At 39.2% G+C, this 18,510-nt stretch carries 15 protein-coding genes; 9 read left to right on the top strand and 6 right to left on the bottom strand.

The genetic code is table 11. The features are described 5' to 3' along the window. Nucleotides 1-159: 159 nt before the first annotated feature. Both QDN89_RS20590 and QDN89_RS20595 read left to right on the top strand, forming a co-directional pair. A complete protein-coding gene (locus QDN89_RS20590; RefSeq protein WP_280772060.1) occupies nt 160-1,986 on the top strand; it encodes a MotA/TolQ/ExbB proton channel family protein in 1,827 nt (608 codons plus the stop codon). Next, nucleotides 1,979-2,671: an OmpA family protein gene (locus tag QDN89_RS20595; protein ID WP_280772061.1), complete on the top strand. Its 693-nt coding sequence runs from the start codon at nt 1,979-1,981 to the stop codon at nt 2,669-2,671. Before QDN89_RS20590 ends, QDN89_RS20595 begins: the two co-directional genes overlap by 8 nt. A gap of 223 nt (nt 2,672-2,894) precedes the next feature. On the opposite strand, the gene QDN89_RS20600 is transcribed toward QDN89_RS20595, so the two are convergent. Next, nucleotides 2,895-3,818, bottom strand: a complete 924-nt coding sequence (locus QDN89_RS20600) for a mechanosensitive ion channel family protein (protein ID WP_280772062.1) — start codon at nt 3,816-3,818, stop codon at nt 2,895-2,897. A 287-nt stretch (nt 3,819-4,105) separates the two neighbouring features. Here QDN89_RS20600 and QDN89_RS20605 point away from each other — a divergent pair, with 287 nt between their 5' ends. Beyond that, the gene (locus QDN89_RS20605; RefSeq protein ID WP_280772063.1) at nt 4,106-4,669 is read left to right on the top strand and encodes a DUF6944 family repetitive protein; all 564 of its coding nucleotides are present in this window, start codon (nt 4,106-4,108) and stop codon (nt 4,667-4,669) included. Between the two features lie 79 nt (nt 4,670-4,748). On the opposite strand, the gene QDN89_RS20610 is transcribed toward QDN89_RS20605, so the two are convergent. Continuing rightward, a complete protein-coding gene (locus QDN89_RS20610) occupies nt 4,749-5,276 on the bottom strand; it encodes a helix-turn-helix domain-containing protein (protein WP_280772064.1) in 528 nt (175 codons plus the stop codon). Nucleotides 5,277-5,740: 464 nt separating this feature from the next. Between QDN89_RS20610 and QDN89_RS20615 the strand changes: the two genes are divergently transcribed. Beyond that, nucleotides 5,741-6,118, top strand: a complete 378-nt coding sequence (locus tag QDN89_RS20615; protein WP_280772065.1) for a cupredoxin domain-containing protein — start codon at nt 5,741-5,743, stop codon at nt 6,116-6,118. A gap of 143 nt (nt 6,119-6,261) precedes the next feature. On the opposite strand, the gene QDN89_RS20620 is transcribed toward QDN89_RS20615, so the two are convergent. Further along, on the bottom strand, nt 6,262-7,590 hold the full coding sequence (locus tag QDN89_RS20620) for an MFS transporter (protein WP_280772066.1): 1,329 nt from the start codon (nt 7,588-7,590) through the stop codon (nt 6,262-6,264). A 354-nt stretch (nt 7,591-7,944) separates the two neighbouring features. Between QDN89_RS20620 and QDN89_RS20625 the strand changes: the two genes are divergently transcribed. Further along, complete coding sequence (locus tag QDN89_RS20625; protein WP_280772067.1) at nt 7,945-8,370, top strand: OsmC family protein; 426 nt, start codon at nt 7,945-7,947, stop codon at nt 8,368-8,370. A gap of 126 nt (nt 8,371-8,496) precedes the next feature. Here QDN89_RS20625 and QDN89_RS20630 read toward each other — a convergent pair whose 3' ends face one another. Then, nucleotides 8,497-9,975 carry an RQC-minor-2 family DNA-binding protein gene (locus QDN89_RS20630; RefSeq protein WP_280772068.1) on the bottom strand — a complete coding sequence of 493 codons (1,479 nt, stop codon included), beginning with the start codon at nt 9,973-9,975 and terminating at the stop codon, nt 8,497-8,499. Between the two features lie 253 nt (nt 9,976-10,228). Between QDN89_RS20630 and QDN89_RS20635 the strand changes: the two genes are divergently transcribed. Then, nucleotides 10,229-10,858 (top strand): nitrite reductase, encoded by a 630-nt coding sequence (locus QDN89_RS20635; protein ID WP_280772069.1) that lies wholly within the window; start codon nt 10,229-10,231, stop codon nt 10,856-10,858. A 68-nt stretch (nt 10,859-10,926) separates the two neighbouring features. On the opposite strand, the gene QDN89_RS20640 is transcribed toward QDN89_RS20635, so the two are convergent. Both QDN89_RS20640 and QDN89_RS20645 read right to left on the bottom strand, forming a co-directional pair. Beyond that, on the bottom strand, nt 10,927-12,360 hold the full coding sequence (locus QDN89_RS20640) for a carbon starvation CstA family protein (RefSeq protein WP_280772071.1): 1,434 nt from the start codon (nt 12,358-12,360) through the stop codon (nt 10,927-10,929). A 320-nt stretch (nt 12,361-12,680) separates the two neighbouring features. After that, on the bottom strand, nt 12,681-13,109 hold the full coding sequence (locus QDN89_RS20645; RefSeq protein ID WP_280772072.1) for a hypothetical protein: 429 nt from the start codon (nt 13,107-13,109) through the stop codon (nt 12,681-12,683). A 273-nt stretch (nt 13,110-13,382) separates the two neighbouring features. Here QDN89_RS20645 and QDN89_RS20650 point away from each other — a divergent pair, with 273 nt between their 5' ends. From QDN89_RS20650 to QDN89_RS20660, 3 genes are all read left to right on the top strand, one after another. Continuing rightward, entirely contained in the window at nt 13,383-14,939 is a 1,557-nt protein-coding gene (locus tag QDN89_RS20650; protein WP_280772073.1) for a BCCT family transporter, read from the top strand. A 121-nt stretch (nt 14,940-15,060) separates the two neighbouring features. Next, a complete protein-coding gene (locus tag QDN89_RS20655; RefSeq protein ID WP_280772074.1) occupies nt 15,061-16,140 on the top strand; it encodes a hypothetical protein in 1,080 nt (359 codons plus the stop codon). A 181-nt stretch (nt 16,141-16,321) separates the two neighbouring features. Next, nucleotides 16,322-18,496 (top strand): malate synthase G, encoded by a 2,175-nt coding sequence (locus QDN89_RS20660; protein ID WP_280772075.1) that lies wholly within the window; start codon nt 16,322-16,324, stop codon nt 18,494-18,496. Nucleotides 18,497-18,510 lie beyond the last annotated feature (14 nt).

An 18,510-nucleotide genomic window follows, 5' to 3' on the forward strand; every position in this document is an offset into this window, starting at 1 on the left:
TGAAAAGTATGGGGGATGATTTTTGATTTTGCCGAATGGGAACCGTCCCCATTCCTCGTGCTTGGAAAAACAAACATGATTTGTCCACCAATGGAATAACATGAGATAAGAAGTAATTCTGAAGATAGTCGGAAGTTTTATTTTAGGGGGACAGCCATTATGGTGCAAGCGATTTTAGAGCGTTTCATGAGTGAGCAACAAGCACAATCGGTTTTATCTAATCAACTAATTGAAATGATTTTTATGGTACTATTTGTTTTCTTTGTCATAGCATTTGTCATTCACTTTCTTTTGTTTTTCAAACTTCGAAAAATACGCCATGTCTTACAAGGGACAAACTCATTGGATGTGGAACCAATACGGGATTTTAAAGCTGATTTTGACAAGAAACAAAAAGAAGAATCAGTAAAAGTGGAGACGTTTGTGCAACAGAAGTTTTCCAGTTGGCGTATGTTTAACGTTCCTGTCATCAGTCTTATAAAGATGATTCAAATGACCGTTTCGATGTTTATTTTAGTAGGTGTGTTAGGGACATTTATTGGGCTTACGATGTCACTTGGAACGATTAATGCTACAGGTGATCAGCTTGTAGAAAATGTCGCTCTTGTCTTAGCTGGTATTGATGTGGCATTTTACACGAGTATTGCAGGGATGGGATTATCGTTGATCATGACCATGGTCATTCGAATGGCTAATACGGAGTATTTATTAACAGATATTATGCTAAAAATGGAGTCTCATTTAGAAGAAAACGAACAGAATGGGATGGCACGTTTAATCGAAGTGTCGGAAACGATTCATTCCTCGATTGTGGACCTTCATGAGACGAATCAAGCATCACTACAAAAGATTGAAAAGGCCTTTCATGGTTTTCAAGACTATACAGTCGGACTACAAAAAGCTGCAGAAGATTTAGACAAATTTAATGAAGGGTTATCCAATAACTTAGAACAATTCAACGTTCTTTTTACAAGTATGAAAGAGGTGACGGAGGGCTTTAGTAAAGAAGTATCGAAGCTAAATCAGAACTTCGATCAACTATTTTCATACTTCACGAAAATGGATAAGCGACACGAACGAATGTCTCAAGCTTTTCAGTACACGTATCAAAAAATAGAAGAGTTATCTAAGTCTCAGATGAACACGTTGCATCAATTTGAAGATTCTGTTGTTGATTGGAAAGACTACATTGCCTCTGTCGTAAATAGGCAAGAGTCCGCAGAGGCGGCATTTGAAAAAGTGAATGTACAAAGTGATCATTTAGTCAGGTTAATGAAACAAAATAACCAGCAGTTTAAAGCCATTTTTGGAGAAGAGGTTAGCTCGAAATTAACTGGGGTAGCGTCTCACTTGAAAGAGTTAAGAAGTGGTTTTGATACACTTGGAAATTCGGTTGTTAAGCTACCTGACGCGTTGGATACAATAAATCGAACACAGGCAGAGTACAAGCATCTTTTAACCGATCGTTTCGACGAATTGAAGCAATTTAATAATGAGTTCAATCATCATTTAAGAGCTCATGCTACAGATTCAGTCGCATTCGAAAAACATGTGAATGAAGCTTCGCAAACATATGAACAGTTAGGGATGAAAAATAATCAATTGATCAATGAAATCAATCGTAGTATTTCGCAAATGACCGATTCATTTAACCAACGAGAAAATCAAATCGAAACGAGCGTCGGTGTCCTTCAAGATACGTTATCGAGATACGTATCCAATTTAGAAGGAACGCTTGGAGATAAATTAGATAAGGTTAGTAGAAATCTCGGAGACTATGTGTTGGATATGAATGGGGCGTTAAAAAAAGAGTTCAAACAAATAGGAGAAATAACGGAAGAAAATCAGCAAAAAAATATTCGTCTTACGCAACAAACTCTCCATGAGTTGAGTCAAGAATTTCATCAATTGAATCGGCAGCTTCAGTCTTTTAAGCAAGAATCAATCGAGCAACCAAAACGGATAAGGGTTGGAGCGAATGATTAATAAATACGGACGTTTATTTAAAGGAGAGCAGGAAGAAGGACATTTTTGGCCATCATTTACAGATTTATTAACAGTTATTTTACTCTGTTTTGTGTTGATTTTTATCATTATGATGGTAATTAAATCCTATCAAATTGAAGAGATGGAACGGACGATTGATCAAATTATGGGAGTCAGAGTAAACTTAATCGAGGATTTAAATGACGAATTTAGGGAGTCTACTGTCGGAGTCAACGTAGATGAAGATACAGGTGCTTTGATCTTTAACACGGATATTTTGTATGAATTTGATGAAGCAGACTTAAAGGAGGAAGGATTTGAGTTTTTAGATGAGTTCGTTCCGACCTATTTAGAGGTGTTACTAGAAGGGGGTTATGAAGAGTATATTTCAGAAATAATAATTGAAGGCCATGCAGATCGAACAGGTGGCTATTTGTACAATTTAGAGTTATCTCAGCAAAGAGCATACAGTGTTGCTGATCATATTCTTAGTGAGAAATTCCCTGAGAAGGCAGTTCAAGAACCATTGAAAGAAAAATTAACGGTAAACGGCAAGTCTTTTACTGACGGCCGAAAAAATGATGAAGGGGAATATAGCGATGAGGATTCTCGGCGTGTTGAATTTAAATTCCGATTAAAAGATGAAGAGATTTTGGAACAAACGAGAGAACTGCTTGGAAAGTGATGAGCTGGTGATGAATGGGGACGGTTCTCATGGTGAATAGGCATGGTGAATGGGCATGGTGAATGGGGACGGTTCTCATGCGGCAATCGAAGGGTATTTAGGATATTCTTGGATGGAAATTCACATCAAAGGCATCAGATATAACTTAACTGTTAGAAGAGGTAGGAACTTGTGACCAAAGAGGGCTCGATTCGAAGAATAACGGTCAGAAGAGAGCCCCCTGCTAACTTTGATCTTCCAGTTGTTTAGTACTTTTTATATTAACATCCACAGGAGGGGCGCTGACTAATTCAAATGTAGCCGATGCAAGCTGAACTTTATTAGAATTTCGCTCAATTTTTTCAAGAACACTCGTAAAGAGGATGTCCTTTGTTGATCTTCTCGTTTTGTATTCAACAATATATCTTAACGTAAACTCGACCCAATTATCATTAACAGCAAGAGTGACCATCGGTTCTGTTGTTGCATCTTCAATGATGAATTTACGAACCATAGAATCCCAATGCTCTTTCGTTTGTTCATTGTAATCGCCTAACTGTTCTTTTGCAGTTTCACGGATGAGTTCTCTTGTAAACGTATAGTCGCTTCCGAATTTAATAGGCAAGGTAATTTCATCCCATAAAAAAGGGAAATCGGTGGAATAATTGTAAACTGGTTGTGTAAAAACAAAACTGTTGGCAATTTTTACGATTCTACCACTGTATAAATCTGCGTTAACCCACTCACCAGTTTCCATAATCGTTGTTCGTAAGACTCCAAGATCTATTACATCGCCACTTACACCTCCAAGTTGAACCCTGTCTCCTGTTTTGAACATCCCACCGACTAATATTGTCAACCATCCAGCAATACTTGCAATCACCTCTCTCAAAGAAAAGGCAATCCCGGCGCTGGCTACCCCAAGTATGACAGTAATTCCACCTAACATGTCACTGTATAAAATAGCTAAAAAGATGGCAACTAAAATGAAACCAAATATATTCATCGCTTTCCTAGTTTTATACCAATTATTATGGTCTTTTACATATCGTTGAAGACTTTTTTTCAATAGACTAATAATAATACCGATAATGAGCAATCCAATAGCGGCAATGATTAATTTATAAATGGTTGTATTTGCAGTAAAAAAATTATATAGTTCAGTCATTTTAAAACTCCCTTTAAAATCATTCATTACTAGAAGGATTACCCTTCCGAATGAATATATAATCAAATGATTTTTTGCTTACATCGGCCGTCTGACTATGGTCATTCACATAATGATGAGGATTAACGTAGTTTTTAGAAAAATTACGAATAATGCTTTATTAAGCATTTTTTTATAAAAATGTGCTTGAGGTATAAATACATTCGAGTGAGATCTAGTCAACATCGGACACTTAAACTATACCGCTTGAATATGATAAAAAGTGAAATTGGGAGGGGTGGAGTGTTGTGAAGGAGGAGTATAATCAATTAACCGGTGCTTGGTTAGACGCTTTTGGGACAATTATTTCTGCCTATGGGGAAACGAGAACATTAGTTGGTTTAAACGACATTAATAATCAACTTTTAATGATTGGAGATGGTTTACAAGCTTTTGGATCGGGGCTAGAAGGGACGATTGCAAAGGACTCCTCACTAGATTTTGCTGGGAATTGGATTGATGGAGCGGGCGCAGCGACAAGTTCATTTACTGCTTACTTAGAAGATCGCGTCGAAACAGAGAGAGATGAACTTATCCAATTAGGACTATTAGGTAGTAGTTTTCAGTCGATGGGGGCTTCTATGAGTGCTCTTTCTGATTATTTACAAGAAGAATACAAATATTTTGTAGGGAACGCCTTACAAGGATTAGGCGCAGGATTAGAAGCGATTGGGAGTCTTTATGTGTTAAACGAAAAAGAAATGCAAGGCCAATACCTCAAAGTGCTAGGTGCGACTTTCCAAGCGATTGGATCAAATTTAGTAGTGATCTATTTGACAAAAGATTTGTTGAAGAGTAGCGAAAGGCTTTAAAGTGAACCTTCTTCAAAAGGGGAGAGACATGTCACAATTCTAATAATGCCACATGAGAACCGTCCCCGTTCGGCACCCACTACTCGGGAATAATCACGGTTGCTAACGTTCTTCGGCGGCGCTTTTCGTTTGGTTCGTTGCGTCCATATTTATTAAAAACCGCAGCATAGTCCATTGAAAAATTCTTCAATTCTTCATCATCTAAATACAAGTCAACTTGGCTATATCCAAATCCATCTTTCTCCATATCAACCGTGTCTTGTTGTAAATAATTTTCCACGCCTTGCAACAGTCCCATCGTATAAGTAATAAAATATTTCAAGTGCTCATCTTTACTGATCTCGAGGGCATCATTTGGCGAGATCGTTGCGTGTTGTTGATCTATGGCATATGTTCTTTCAAACGTTCCTTTTATTTTTCGTTCTTTAGAAACATAAATCATCTCGTTTTCGGATAACACTTTCAATTGCCTATATAACGTCGCTTGCGGAATATCAGGGAGCCACTCCATTAATTCTTGACTCGTAAGTGGACGTTTTATAAGAGATTGGATAATTCGCATTCTTACAGGGTGTAAAATCACATCTGCTTTAGACATGGATGTCATTGTTGTTAACCTCCTATGGAAATAAGTTTTTTACAACCGCTTCTCAATCGTTTCGATAAGTTCAAGATGTAGAGGGCCAGAGGGCCATCATGAAGAGATAAATGCACTTCCTCCTGTGATTAGATCTGATATTAGGGAGCGAAATGACAATAGTTCTCTACTTATTTGTTTTCTGCCGATTCATATATTATCGTTATCAATAATGATAATATAAAAGTTCTATAGATGCAACTAAGAGATGGAATGAATACTAGTTCTTTCGTTTTTTGCTAATTAGAAGGATTATGCTCCTTCACTAATAAAAACATAAATACTATAAAAAATAAAGTGTGTTTACTTGCTTATTGTAAGTTATTTTAATTATAATCATTATTAATAAGCAAGGAACTTTGTGATGAAATTCGTAACGGAAAAGTTTCAATTTCAAAGTTTTAAGCTTTAAAAATCAATTGGGGGAATGTTGTATGAAGAATAAATGGATCGCTTTTATGTTTCTAGCACTCGCATTAGTATTGGCAGCTTGTGGAGGAAACAATGACGATGTGACAGAAATAGAGAATAATAGTGATAGTGGAGAAAATGCTTCCGCAAGTGAAGTTAATGTGACTGCAACGAATTGGGATTTTGACCAAGAAACTTATACAGCGAGCGCTGGTGATGTCACGATAAACCTAACGAATGAAGATGGACATCATGGGATCATGATCGACGGCACAGATGTAGAAATTGACGGTGAAGGGTCTGCAACAGCAACGTTGGAAGCTGGGGAATACAGAATTTATTGCAGTATTCCTTGTGGAGAAGGTCATGACGAAATGGAAGCGACATTAGTTGTAGAGTAGTAGACTTTGTAATATAAAAGAAATGCTTAAGGCGTTTGAGACGCTTAAGCATTTCTTTTTGTTATAGAATTTTACGTCATATTTTTTGACAGATCAATGTCATCTAGGCAAAAAGGATATTGATAGGTGCATACATTCTTAAATTATCTAACTTCTGAAGCGTGAGAACCGCCCGTTGGATTCATCCGGAACCAGATGACTGCTGGGATGAGGAGTAAGGAAAGGATACCTCCGGCAAGTGATAAGAAGGGGTAACTAGTGTAAGCGACCACGACACCAGATAGCACGCCCCCAGATGCACCAGCTAAAGCAATGAAAACATCGACAGACCCTTGTGTTTTTGCCCGGTTCGTTGGATTCGTAGCATCAACGAGAAGGGCAGTCCCACTTATTAAGCCGAAGTTCCATCCAAGTCCAAGGAGTGCCAGTGCGATCGTCAGAATGAGCATGGAATCAGTTGGTGCTACAGCAGCTAAAATACCAGAAGCAAGTAATGTTGCACCTGCTGCAATGGCCATCGGTATGCGCCCAACCTTGTCCACGAGAATTCCCGTAACGAGAGAAGGAAGATACATAGCAGCGACATGGATACTAATGATTAGCCCTACAGCACTTAATGCGTGTCCGTGATGACCCATATGAACAGGTGTCATGGTCATAATTGCTACCATGACAATCTGGGTGATGACCATGATCGTTGCCCCGAGAAGGATTCCGCGTTTGTTTTTTGACTGTGGAATAACAATTCCAGATGAACTCAATCTTTCGTCAGATTTTTTCACAGATGCGATCGCTTTCGCAACAATAAACGGGTCTGGGCGTAGGAAAAGAAGTAGGACCAAACCTGCAAGGATATAAGCCGTAGCAGCTAAAATAAATGGACCTGCTAGAGGAGGTATTCCGATTGACGTAGCGAACTGACCCATCACTCCTACTAAGTTTGGTCCTGCAACCGCTCCAAAAGTCGTTGACATCAAAGCAACACTAACGGCAGTTGCCCGTTGAGTAGGTGTCGCTAAATCTGTTCCGGCATAGCGTGCTTGTAAATTAGAAGCAGTTCCAGCACCATAGATTAATAATGAAGCAAATAGAAGGATAATGTTACTCGTTAATGCTGCAATGACAACACCAATCGCCCCAAATCCTCCTGCTAAAAATCCAGTGGCCAGTCCGGAACGTCTGCCAAAATGTTGGGAAAGTCGACCAATAAGTAACGCTGCACCAGCAGAACCTAACGTAAACAACCCTACTGGAAGTCCGGCAAAACTATCCGTCCCTAAAATATCCTGAGCAAGAAGTGCCCCAACTGTAATTCCAGCAGCAAGTCCAGCCCCGCCAAATATTTGCGAAATAACAACAATCATTAACGTACGTTTATACAATTGCTTTTGTTTTTCAGGGGAATCTATGTATTGTTTTAACCAAGTTGGTTGATCTTCTAAACTGTCGGAATAACCTTGTTTATCTGACATGACTTCATCCACCTTTCCAAGTACCTACCAATGTATTTCTCTCATGTAGCTTATTGTAATGGCTATATAAAATTGGAACAACATAATTGCTTTAAAGAGTGCCGAATAGGTGCCTGCCGAATGGGGACGGTTCTCATGCAGCAAACTAAGTCATTAGCCGAATGGGGACGGTTCTCATGCGGCAAACTAAGTCATTAGCCAAATGGGGACGGTTCTCATGCGGCAAACTAAGTCATCATGTTTGAAGTTTAGGAGAGAGATTGTAAAATGTCATCAGAATTCGCAGTGAGTTTTGCTCTTGAAATGTTTCGTACTATAATAGAAGTGTGAAAAAATGGAAGGGAGTGTTTAATTATGAAAACTACATTAGATTGGCAAGGCAAGATGGCCTTTAAAGGAGAGAATCCGTCTGGGCATGAGGTGACAATGGATGCTGCACCAGAAGTGGGAGGTGAGAATACGGGTCCAAGACCGATGGAATTACTTCTTCAGTCTGTGGCAGGATGCACGGCGATTGATATTGTGTCGATCTTAACAAAAATGCGTATGAAACCTACATCTTTTACAACAGAAGTAGAAGGTGAGCGCGCAGAGGACCATCCGAGAAAATTTACTAAGCTACATATTCATTACATTCTTGAAGGTGATTTAGATGAAAGTAAAGTTGTTCGTGCGATCAAGCTTTCAAAAGATCAATACTGTTCCGTTTCTCATACGTTGAGTGCAGAAATTACTGCAAGTTACACACTTAACGGCGTCAAAGGAAAAGAAAACGTCTAACAAAAAATGAGCCTGACCTAGTAATTTAACTAGAACAGGCTCGTTTTTGGGGCATGGGGACGGTTCCGATGCATCATTAACGCAATATATTGCCGCATGAGAACCGTCCCCATTCATCACCAGGCATCACTTGTAGCCTTTGTTTTGTTTGGTGATGTAGCTTTCTTTTTCTAACTGAAATATTGCCTTTGTAATGTATTTTTCTGGCCAGCAGTCTAATAGACCGAATAGTTCTTCTTCATGAAAATGAAGACTTCGCAATTTATTTGTTGCTTCCCCTTTTAACACTTGAACGAGGATATGGAGCGGGATTTCTCGATCTTGTTTTTCTAAAAATAGGACAATTATCTCAGCTTTTTCTCGTGTTATCTTATAGTTTTTCATTTGTACGATGATATCATCTGGTCGTGCGCGATTTTCTTCTGCCAGTTGAGTTAAATGAATGTGAACCCTTTTTAGTTCTTCTGAAATATCGCTATGCATCATGCTTTGCCATTCCTCGATTTTTTTAAAAATAGAAATGTCAGAAATTTGCACGTTAGACATCCATAAAAGCATGGATTCGTTCATTGATTCTGGAAGTGAAACCTGATGGATCTCTTCATAACAATGAATGAGAGGGTGGGAAGGCATCTCCAATTTTTTCGGAAGAGTATCTTGTAAGTCAAGGATCGCTTCAATGATGACTCTATGCTCGGCTAAAAAATACTTAAATTCCTGCAACTTCTGAATATTTTTCGTTACATTTTCACTTTGCGACGCAATATCATTAAATTGCCGCTCAATCGTTGCTATTCGTTTTGTTGCTTGAAATAGGTTCACTTCTTTTGGTAAGGCAACGTCATGCTCATCAATATCATATGTCACCGAAAAATCACACTCGTGACATATGCATTTGATCGTGTTGGAAGCAGGTTGTGGCAACAACTCTTTTTCATGGTTGCACATTTTCCAACGCCATTTGGACGGAATCGCACGATAAGGACGCATGACAATTTCTACGCGGTGGCGCCAATACGAAATGTCTTCAGGATATTTTAGCACAGCTAAAAGGGAAGATTTATTCATAATTTCCACGGCTTCTACAATATTTTTCTTGGAACGGGCTAACTGAATAAATGGGTGGTTTTCATATGCTTTTTCAATGCTAGAAAGCCAATATCTCTTTTCGTGAGAAGATACCTTCGCACAAAATAAATAAACACTTACAACTGCATTTACATGGTTTATCAGTTGATCTGTGGTGAGACGTCCCCATATCTTTTTATAAAAATATTGTGATTCAATAGATATACGTTGGTAAGGCGATACTTGATTGAATAGAAACATCTCAGCTTTTAATAGATTAGGATAAAGATGTTTTTGTTGAAATATTGGGACCGGAATACATGGCCGATCAGTTCCAAGAAATGTTTCTAACAGTTTGAGCTCTATCTTTGATCGAGTCGAAAACTCATGAAATACTGCTTCCTGTAGACGAGACAACTGAGCCTTTTCTTCTTTTGTACCTACTGATCGGATCATTGAGGACTTGTCACCAACTGGCACAAAAAGAAGAGAAGGATAAATGTTGACATGATCAGGTAATTCCTGTGCAATGCTCATAAACCAATCACCTCTATCTGAGAGAATTTCTTTCAATTTTAAATGTACAAACATTATACATGATGTGTACATAAGTGGACAGGAACTAAACTTGAGTGAAGTGGGTGACGCGTGGGGACGGTTCTTATGCATCAGTAACACTCAAAAATGCCACAGGAGAACCGTCCCCATTCATCATTCCCATTCATTATTGTATACCTAACAGGGGTATAGTAAAATAGAAAGAGACTTGAAGGAGAAAGGGGAGTTCCACGTGAGTATGAATGACAAACTCGTCCCATTGGCTGTCAATGGTGGGATTGGATTCGGTTCAAAACTAACACCGAAACAATTGATTGCGTTAGGAAATTATTTAGAAGAGGATACAGAAATTGAATTAACGACGTTCCAACAGTTAATTATTAAAGTGCCTGAAACAGAACTAGATCAAGCGAAAGACGAGCTAAATGATGCCGGTTTATCTGTATATAAAGTAGGACCATACGTGAAAAGTCTCCGAACATGTAATTTTTGTAAAGGAGCGGAAGAAGAAGGGATGCCGGTAGCAATTGAACTTAATGAGCGAATCGCAGGCCAAGATGTTCCATTTACGCTTCGCCCAGCTTATACTGGCTGTCCTAATGCTTGTGGGGAACCGCTAATTAACGATATTGGTGTCATAAAACGAGATGATCTTTATGAGTTTTATATTGGTGGCCAAGCAAAAGGGGAAGACGCGAGAACCGCGCTACTATTAAAGGAAGGGTTAACTCCGGATCAATTATTTGATATCGTTGATCGATTTCTAGATGTCTATAGAAATAACGGTAGGAAACGAGAAAGAGTGGCCAAATTCATCGATCGATATGGCTTTGACAATATAAAAAATGACATAGGTGTTTAATTCATAGTAAAAGAAGCCTGGTGAAATCACCAGGCTTCTTTTAATTACGTAGAAACACTTACTTTTTCCTAAGCTGATTTAGCTAGAGTTCGCTCATGCTTTTGGTGTGTCATGATTTTCTTTATATACCAACCGATAATGATGACTGTCAGGACCGCACCAAGAATCATTGACACGTTGTATCCCATGTTAAAGCCTTCAGGTGCATAAAAGATGTACGTGCATACGACACCAGACATGAACATAGCCGGCACACCGCATATCCAGTGAAACTTGTTATTGTTAAGCAAGTAAATGGCACCAGTCCAGAGCATGACGGTGGCAACCAATTGGTTCGTCCACCCAACATAACGCCATAGGAAAGTGTAGTCGATCGTAGACAAAAGGAAAGCAGGAATCGTAACGATCAAGGTAGCTGCAATAATCAGACCTTTGCCTTTTACATTCTTAAAACCTTTGCTTAATAGGTCAATCACCATCATTCTTGAAGATCGTATAGCCGTGTCACCGGTTGTGATTGGTAAAATGATCACACCTAACACAGCAAGGACGCCACCTAGTGTCCCAAGAAGAGTGATGGAAATCTCATTTACAACACTAGCAGGACCGCCGGCAGCGAGAGCACTAGCCAGTCCATCCGTTCCGCCGAAGAAAGTCATGCCGGCAGCGGCCCAGATTAATGCAATAATACCTTCAGCGATCATCGCACCAAAAAATACTTTTCTGCCATCTGATTGCTTTTTTAACGTTCTTGCAATAATTGGACTTTGCGTACTATGAAAACCTGAAATAGCACCACATGAAATAGTGACCATTAATAGTGGCCACACCGGAAGATTGTCAGGATGAAGGTTCGCATACGTTAAATTTGGTACGTGAAGATTACTAAATAGTAACGCAAAAGCAACAGACAGAGCCATAAAGATTAATATACCGCCAAAAATAGGATAAATTCTGCCGATTATTTTGTTAACTGGCAATAAGGCGGCTAGTAAGAAATAGCTAAAAATAATAATAATTGCAGCAATAAAACTGAGTGGTGTCAGTTCAGTAATGAGTTGAGCAGGCCCGGCGGTAAAAGCCGCAGCAACTAAAATCATCAACACTATTGAAATCAAATTAATACAAACTTGCATCGTTTTACCTAAGTATTTTCCTACAAGTGCAGGATATTGTGCTCCGTTATGTTTTAAAGATAGCATTCCAGAAAAGTAGTCGTGAACAGCTCCAGCAAAAATACAACCAACAACAATCCAAATAAAGGCAATTGGCCCATAAAGAGCACCTAAAATGGCCCCGAATATTGGTCCAAGTCCTGCAATATTTAATAACTGAATTAAACTTCCTTTCCACCAACTCATCGGCACAAAATCCATGCCATCTGAATTAGCATAAGCAGGTGTTGCTTGCTGATCATTAATACCAAAAATTCGTTCGACTACTTTCGAATACACGATGTAACCGACAATAAGCAGAATAACTGCCAACAGGAAAGTAATCACTTTAAACCACCTCTATTTTGTTAAGTTATTTAACGATAGAGATTAGTTTAACTATTTAAAGCGGGAAAGACAACCGTTTTTTCTGAAAATATTTATAAATCAGAGTTATTAGATAGATAAATATTTGACGTGATAGTGGAGGTAACGTTTACATAATTATTGTAAAAAAGTATGTATTTTATGATACAAAGGATGTGGAGACCGATAAAAGACGACCGTTGTCGTTTAGGAAGTACTAAAGGGGGGAGTATCTTAGGTGGAATTCATCATAAAAGGCAGTTCCGCTTTAAGGAATACTGCCTTTCAGATTCTAATGACGATTAGTCTGCTTCATTAATGACGATAAAACCGGACATATTTGATCCATCTTCACCACCAAAAGCCGTTAAACTTACATTTAACTCAACTCCGTGACCAGATACACCCCAATCAGCTGTCCTTTCACCTTCATTTGTTTCGGGAATATCTTCATCTTGGATCGTCCAACCATCCGACGAGAACCCATCTGAGAAGAAGTCGATGCCATCGGGATAATCGATACCTGGCCTAAACATGAGACTATACGTTCCATCTTCTTCATTTTGAAAGTTTATGCTAGCCTCTGCCGGTAAAGGTAACTTCGACTCGATCCCATTTGGCAATTCCAAGTCATGAGCTTCAGCGGTCTCTGTTGAGCTACCATTTCCGCATCCAGTGAGGCCAAGTATGCTTACTAAAAATAATAAATAAATCCATCCTGTTCTTTTCATACAAAATCCTCCATTACTAATTTTTTGTGAGTGCGCAGATCAACCGCAAATAACATACTTTACATCTTATGACAGGTCCATCGAGATGCATATTATACGAAGGTATATGAATGGTTATGGCAAGACACTGATACATGAGAACCGTCCCCATTAACCACAAGAACCGTCCCCATTAACCAGCCATTCACCACTTCCTCAAAAACTAGGTTTTAAAGTTGAAGAAATTTGGAATATGGGGGTTAGGAAAAGAAATTGGTAGTAGGAGGTATTGTTGTGAGAAAGGAAAATGAAGAAACGAGTAAAGGGAAATTATTAGATTACAAGATTTTTGTCCCATCATTATTGATTATTATCGGGATTAGTATCCCCTTTTCGATATACGAGGCACAATCGTTAGACTTGTTAAATTGGACGTTTGATACTATTGTGGATGTGTTTAGTTGGGGGTATATTTGGTATGCAATCATTTTATTAGGTGCAGGTTTATACCTCTCTTTTTCTAAATATGGAAAAGTTGTGTTAGGCGATCCAAAAGAAAAACCGAGGTTTACGTTGTTTGAATATGCTTCGATTTTAATCGCAATGGGAGTTGGCTCGACCATTATGCGAACTGGCATGGTGCAATGGGCAGCCGTTGCGGAAGACCCTCCTTTTGGATTGGAAGCTCAATCCTCAGAAGCGCTTTTAATGGGAAATGCGTATAGCATGTTCCTTTGGAGTTTCCAAGTATTTGCTATTTTTGTGATGGCGGCTCCTGCCATGGGTTATATCTTACATGTGAGGAAACGTCCTTTGATGAGAATATCCGAAGCGTGCCGCTGTATTTTTGGAGATCGTTTTACCGATGGTGTCGGCGGAAAATTTCTAGATATAATTTTTCTCGTCAGTATTCTTTCGGGGGCAGCAGTTACATTAGGGTTAGGAACGCCAATTGTGACGTATAATTTATCACAATTATTTACGATAGAAGTGACGTTTGGTTTAACGTTAATTGTCACAGTTCTCTGGGTATTTCTCTTTTCTATGAGTGCCTATTTAGGAATTGATAAAGGAATTAAGAGATTGAGTACATTTAATATGTATTTAGCAGGAGCGTTTGCTTTGTTCATTATGGTCGTAGGACCGGGAGTATTTATCTTAGATTATTTTACAGAAACGGTTAGTTACTTATTAACTAATTATATTAATATCTCGCTTTATACGGATTCATTATCGACAGAAGGTGCTACACATGTTCAAAGCAATACGGTCTTTTGGTTTGCTTATAGTGCAACGTGGGCGATGCTACACAGTATTTTTGCAGCAAAAATCTCGCAAGGCAGAACGATAAAAGAAATGATATTAACGTATTTATTAGCTCCAACTCTTTTATCATGGGTAGCAACTGGTGTTCTCGGTGGTTTAGGTGTTCATAGATTTGTTACTGAGCGCGTTGCTGTAATGGATATTGTGCAAAATCAAGATGAAATGGCTGTCATTCCGGAAATTTTAGCATCACTGCCATTTTCAACTTTAGCTCTGATTGTTTTTTCCATTGTAGCAATGATTTTCTTAACAACGACATTAGACTCAACCACATATACGATTGCAGCTTATACGAGTACGAAGGATATGAGTATATCAGAACCTTCGAAGTTATTACGGATTATGATTGCAATCATCATTGCGGCCGTTGCGTTAGTATTAATGAGAGTAGGTGGTTTAGCACCTCTAGAAGTTGTTTCAGGACTGATGGGACTACCGATCATTGTCATTCAATTTTTAACAATCTTTGCAGCCAAAAAAATGATGGATCAAGATCAAGCTTGGCTAACAAACGTAAGAAAATAGGGAAGGATATTGCCGAATGGGAACCGTCCCCATTCGGCAAAGTGATGTATGGGGACGGTTCTTATTTATCAATATGTTATAATCGAACAATCATGGATGTAATTGGTAGGGGGATCTTGTAGTGCGGAAATACATAGGAGCGTTCGGTTTACTAAGTCTCATTATCTTTAGTGGGTATGAGAACAATCCGAAAGCTGATAGCCAGTTTTTTGATGACGATGAATTTAATTTTGAATTTGAGCTGAATAAAGGAGATTATGAATCTACGAATTCTTATGGTGAGGATTTTGCAGATAATCAATTCAGATCGAACAGTACGAATGGAACGAACAGGAGTAACAGCAAGAATCATTCTAATTCAAATGATCAACCGAATAATAATGACCAACACATATATTTTGAAAGGGAAAGGAATGAATCGACTTCTTCTCAAGGTGCGGGCGTCATGGATCCAGCAACCGGTGTTTCTCAAGTACTCGAGGATGAGACATCGGGACAACTGGGAGAAGAGGGGCAAGCGATGGACGATCTTTTAAGTGAAATGATCCCAGGGTTGGCAGAAAATGAGTTAATTGATTTGGTCCCTGGTCTTGCAGAAGAAGGGGTGGAAAATTCCCTGATGAGTGAGTCACAACAACCATTAGACAATTGGGATATGTCATCGGAAGAAACGGTTTTGGAAGGTTTTGATGATCAAGAAAACGTAAATGGTGAGGTGGAAGAATTTTATCATGCTGAAACGATCGAAGAGATACTACAGAACTCATCAGAGGAAGGACAATTACCGCAACCGTTCCGTTTACCTTCTCCCATTTTAGAGATGCTTATGTCTCATGAAAATGATAGGAGTGTCGATGACGGAACGGAAGAAGCAGTGAACGATGAAGATTTTGAAGAGACGTTGGAAAGAGAATATGCATCGATGCCTTATATGCTATCGATGGATTTAAATGATATGTTCATTGTCAGCACCGCTATTCTCGAGTCTGGTGAGGGGGAAGATCCTTGGCATGGAAACATCGAAGAACAAGGATTAATTGACTATTGGACCTTTTTTGAATTGTCCGAGGATTTACAAGCTCATGAAGAGACCGATGAGATTATTTCAACTTTAGAAACGCATTATGATCAGTATCAAGAAGCAGTGGAGGCGCTGACGGCTCAGTTTGAAGGGGCCGGAGTTAGCAACATGGAGGAATAATTTACGATTTTTTAGATGGCCGATTCCATGCTCACGAGCGTGAAATCGGCCTTATTTGGTTGTTTTTTCAAGGGGATTCGTCAAAGCTTTGCCGAATGGGAACCGTCCCCATGCTTCACTTTTGATCAGATCAATGCCACAATATTAGTAGATTTGATTAATTAAGTAGGGGGGAATGGTTATGACGAAAAAAGGTTATGTGAAAGTTGGGGAACTTCAAGTTGCGGAAGAACTATATGAATTTATTCAGTCAGAGGCGTTACCGGGTAGTCAAGTGGAGGGGAAACATTTTTGGTCTGAGTTAGATCGATTGATTCATGATTTAACTCCGGAAAACAAAGCTTTGTTGCAACGTCGTGATGAAATACAAATGGCCATCGACACTTGGCATAAAGAACACAAGGACAGTTTTAATGAGGACACGTATCATGCGTTTTTACAAGAGATTGGATATGTAGAACCTGACGTAGAAGATTTCCATATTACAACCGATGGAGTAGATGAAGAAATTACGTTTCAAGCAGGACCTCAGCTTGTTGTTCCAGTAAATAATGCTCGATATGCAATAAATGCCGCTAATTCTCGGTGGGGAAGTTTGTACGACGCACTTTATGGCACAGACGTGATCTCGGAAGAAAATGGCGCTACGCGAGAAGGAAGTTACAATCCTATTCGTGGAGACAAAGTGGTGTCGTTTGCCAAAGACTTTCTAGATCAAGCCATTCCTTTAGCGAATGCTTCTCATAAAAATGTCGTGGAATATAAGTTAGATGATGGAAAATTAACGGTCACATTGGAAGATGGAAGGAAGACGGTTCTTGATGATGAATCGAAATTCGTTGGTTACAACGGCGATCTAGAAAGAATAGAAGCTATATTACTGAAAAATAACCGACTGCATGTAGAGATTCAAATCGATCGAGATCATCCGATAGGAAAAACAGATAAAGCAGGCGTGAAAGATATTCTAATGGAAGCTGCCTTGACAACAATAATGGATTGTGAAGATTCAGTCGCAGCTGTCGATGCGGAAGATAAAGTTCTCGTTTACCGAAACTGGTTAGAGTTGATGACAGGCGACCTCTCGGTTACGTTTAAAAAAGGAAACAAATCGGTTGAACGGAAACTGAATCCAAATCGAGTATACAAAACAATCGAAGGCAAAGAGCGAACGCTGTCAGGACGGTCACTTATGTTTGTTAGAAACGTCGGTCATTTGATGACGAATAATGCCATTTTAGATAAAGGTGGCGCAGAAGTTTTTGAAGGGATATTGGATACGGTATTTACGAGTTTGTTAGCAAAACATACGCTTTTAGGAAATGGGCAATATCAGAACTCTTCTGAAGGTTCGGTTTACATTGTGAAACCGAAAATGCACGGATCGAAAGAAGTGGCTTTTGCGAATAAACTGTTTAATCGAGTGGAAGATCTTCTTGGTTTGAATCGTTACACGTTGAAAATTGGAGTCATGGACGAAGAAAGACGAACGAGTTTGAACTTACTAGCATGCATTCGTGAAGTTAAAGATCGAATCGTATTTATTAATACAGGCTTCTTAGATCGAACGGGAGATGAAATTCATACGTCGATGGAAGCAGGGGCAATGATTCGAAAAAATGAGATGAAATCATCCTCATGGTTGCAAGCTTATGAAAACTTGAATGTCACAACAGGTCTCGCAGCAGGGTTTCTAAATAGAGCTCAAATCGGTAAAGGGATGTGGGCCATGCCTGAATTGATGAACGACATGGTTCAGCAAAAACGAGGTCAATTGGAAGCAGGTGCGAATACGGCTTGGGTTCCATCACCGACAGCTGCCACGCTTCATGCGTTGCATTATCATGAGGTTGATATACCAGAAATCCAAACGACGATGAGTAAAGAAACAAAAAATGATCGACAAGATATGTTGGAGATTCCGGTTTCATCCGATTCCAAATGGAGTGATGAAGAAATACAACAGGAATTAGACAACAATGCTCAAGGGATTCTCGGTTACGTGGTCCGTTGGGTGGAACAAGGCGTTGGCTGTTCCAAAGTTCCAGATATAAATGATGTGGCACTGATGGAAGACCGTGCCACGTTAAGAATATCTAGTCAACATATGGCTAATTGGCTATTCCACGGGATATGCACGGAAGACCAAGTGAAAGAAACGATGGAACGAATGGCCAAAGTCGTCGACGAACAAAATGCGGACGATCCAAATTACGACCCAATGGCAAATGACTATCATAATTCTGTTGCATTCCAAGCAGCTTGCGAACTCGTTTTCAAAGGCACGATTCAACCTAGTGGATACACAGAACCTATCTTACACCGTCGTAGATTAGAGTATAAAGCAAAACTCTAAAGCGGTTAGGTAAA

This window comes from Salipaludibacillus daqingensis, assembly GCF_029891575.1.
Classification (GTDB): domain Bacteria; phylum Bacillota; class Bacilli; order Bacillales; family Salisediminibacteriaceae; genus Salipaludibacillus; species Salipaludibacillus daqingensis.

Excerpts from the sequence above, each read along its gene's own strand:
- QDN89_RS20590 (WP_280772060.1), top strand. The coding sequence starts at position 160 with ATGGTGCAAGCGATTTTAGAGCGTTTCATGAGTGAGCAACAAGCACAA.
- QDN89_RS20595 (WP_280772061.1), top strand. The coding sequence starts at position 1,979 with ATGATTAATAAATACGGACGTTTATTTAAAGGAGAGCAGGAAGAAGGA.
- QDN89_RS20600 (WP_280772062.1), bottom strand. The coding sequence starts at position 3,818 with ATGACTGAACTATATAATTTTTTTACTGCAAATACAACCATTTATAAA.
- QDN89_RS20610 (WP_280772064.1), bottom strand. The coding sequence starts at position 5,276 with ATGACATCCATGTCTAAAGCAGATGTGATTTTACACCCTGTAAGAATG.
- QDN89_RS20615 (WP_280772065.1), top strand. The coding sequence starts at position 5,741 with ATGAAGAATAAATGGATCGCTTTTATGTTTCTAGCACTCGCATTAGTA.
- QDN89_RS20620 (WP_280772066.1), bottom strand. The coding sequence starts at position 7,590 with ATGTCAGATAAACAAGGTTATTCCGACAGTTTAGAAGATCAACCAACT.
- QDN89_RS20625 (WP_280772067.1), top strand. The coding sequence starts at position 7,945 with ATGAAAACTACATTAGATTGGCAAGGCAAGATGGCCTTTAAAGGAGAG.
- QDN89_RS20630 (WP_280772068.1), bottom strand. The coding sequence starts at position 9,975 with ATGAGCATTGCACAGGAATTACCTGATCATGTCAACATTTATCCTTCT.
- QDN89_RS20645 (WP_280772072.1), bottom strand. The coding sequence starts at position 13,109 with ATGAAAAGAACAGGATGGATTTATTTATTATTTTTAGTAAGCATACTT.
- QDN89_RS20660 (WP_280772075.1), top strand. The coding sequence starts at position 16,322 with ATGACGAAAAAAGGTTATGTGAAAGTTGGGGAACTTCAAGTTGCGGAA.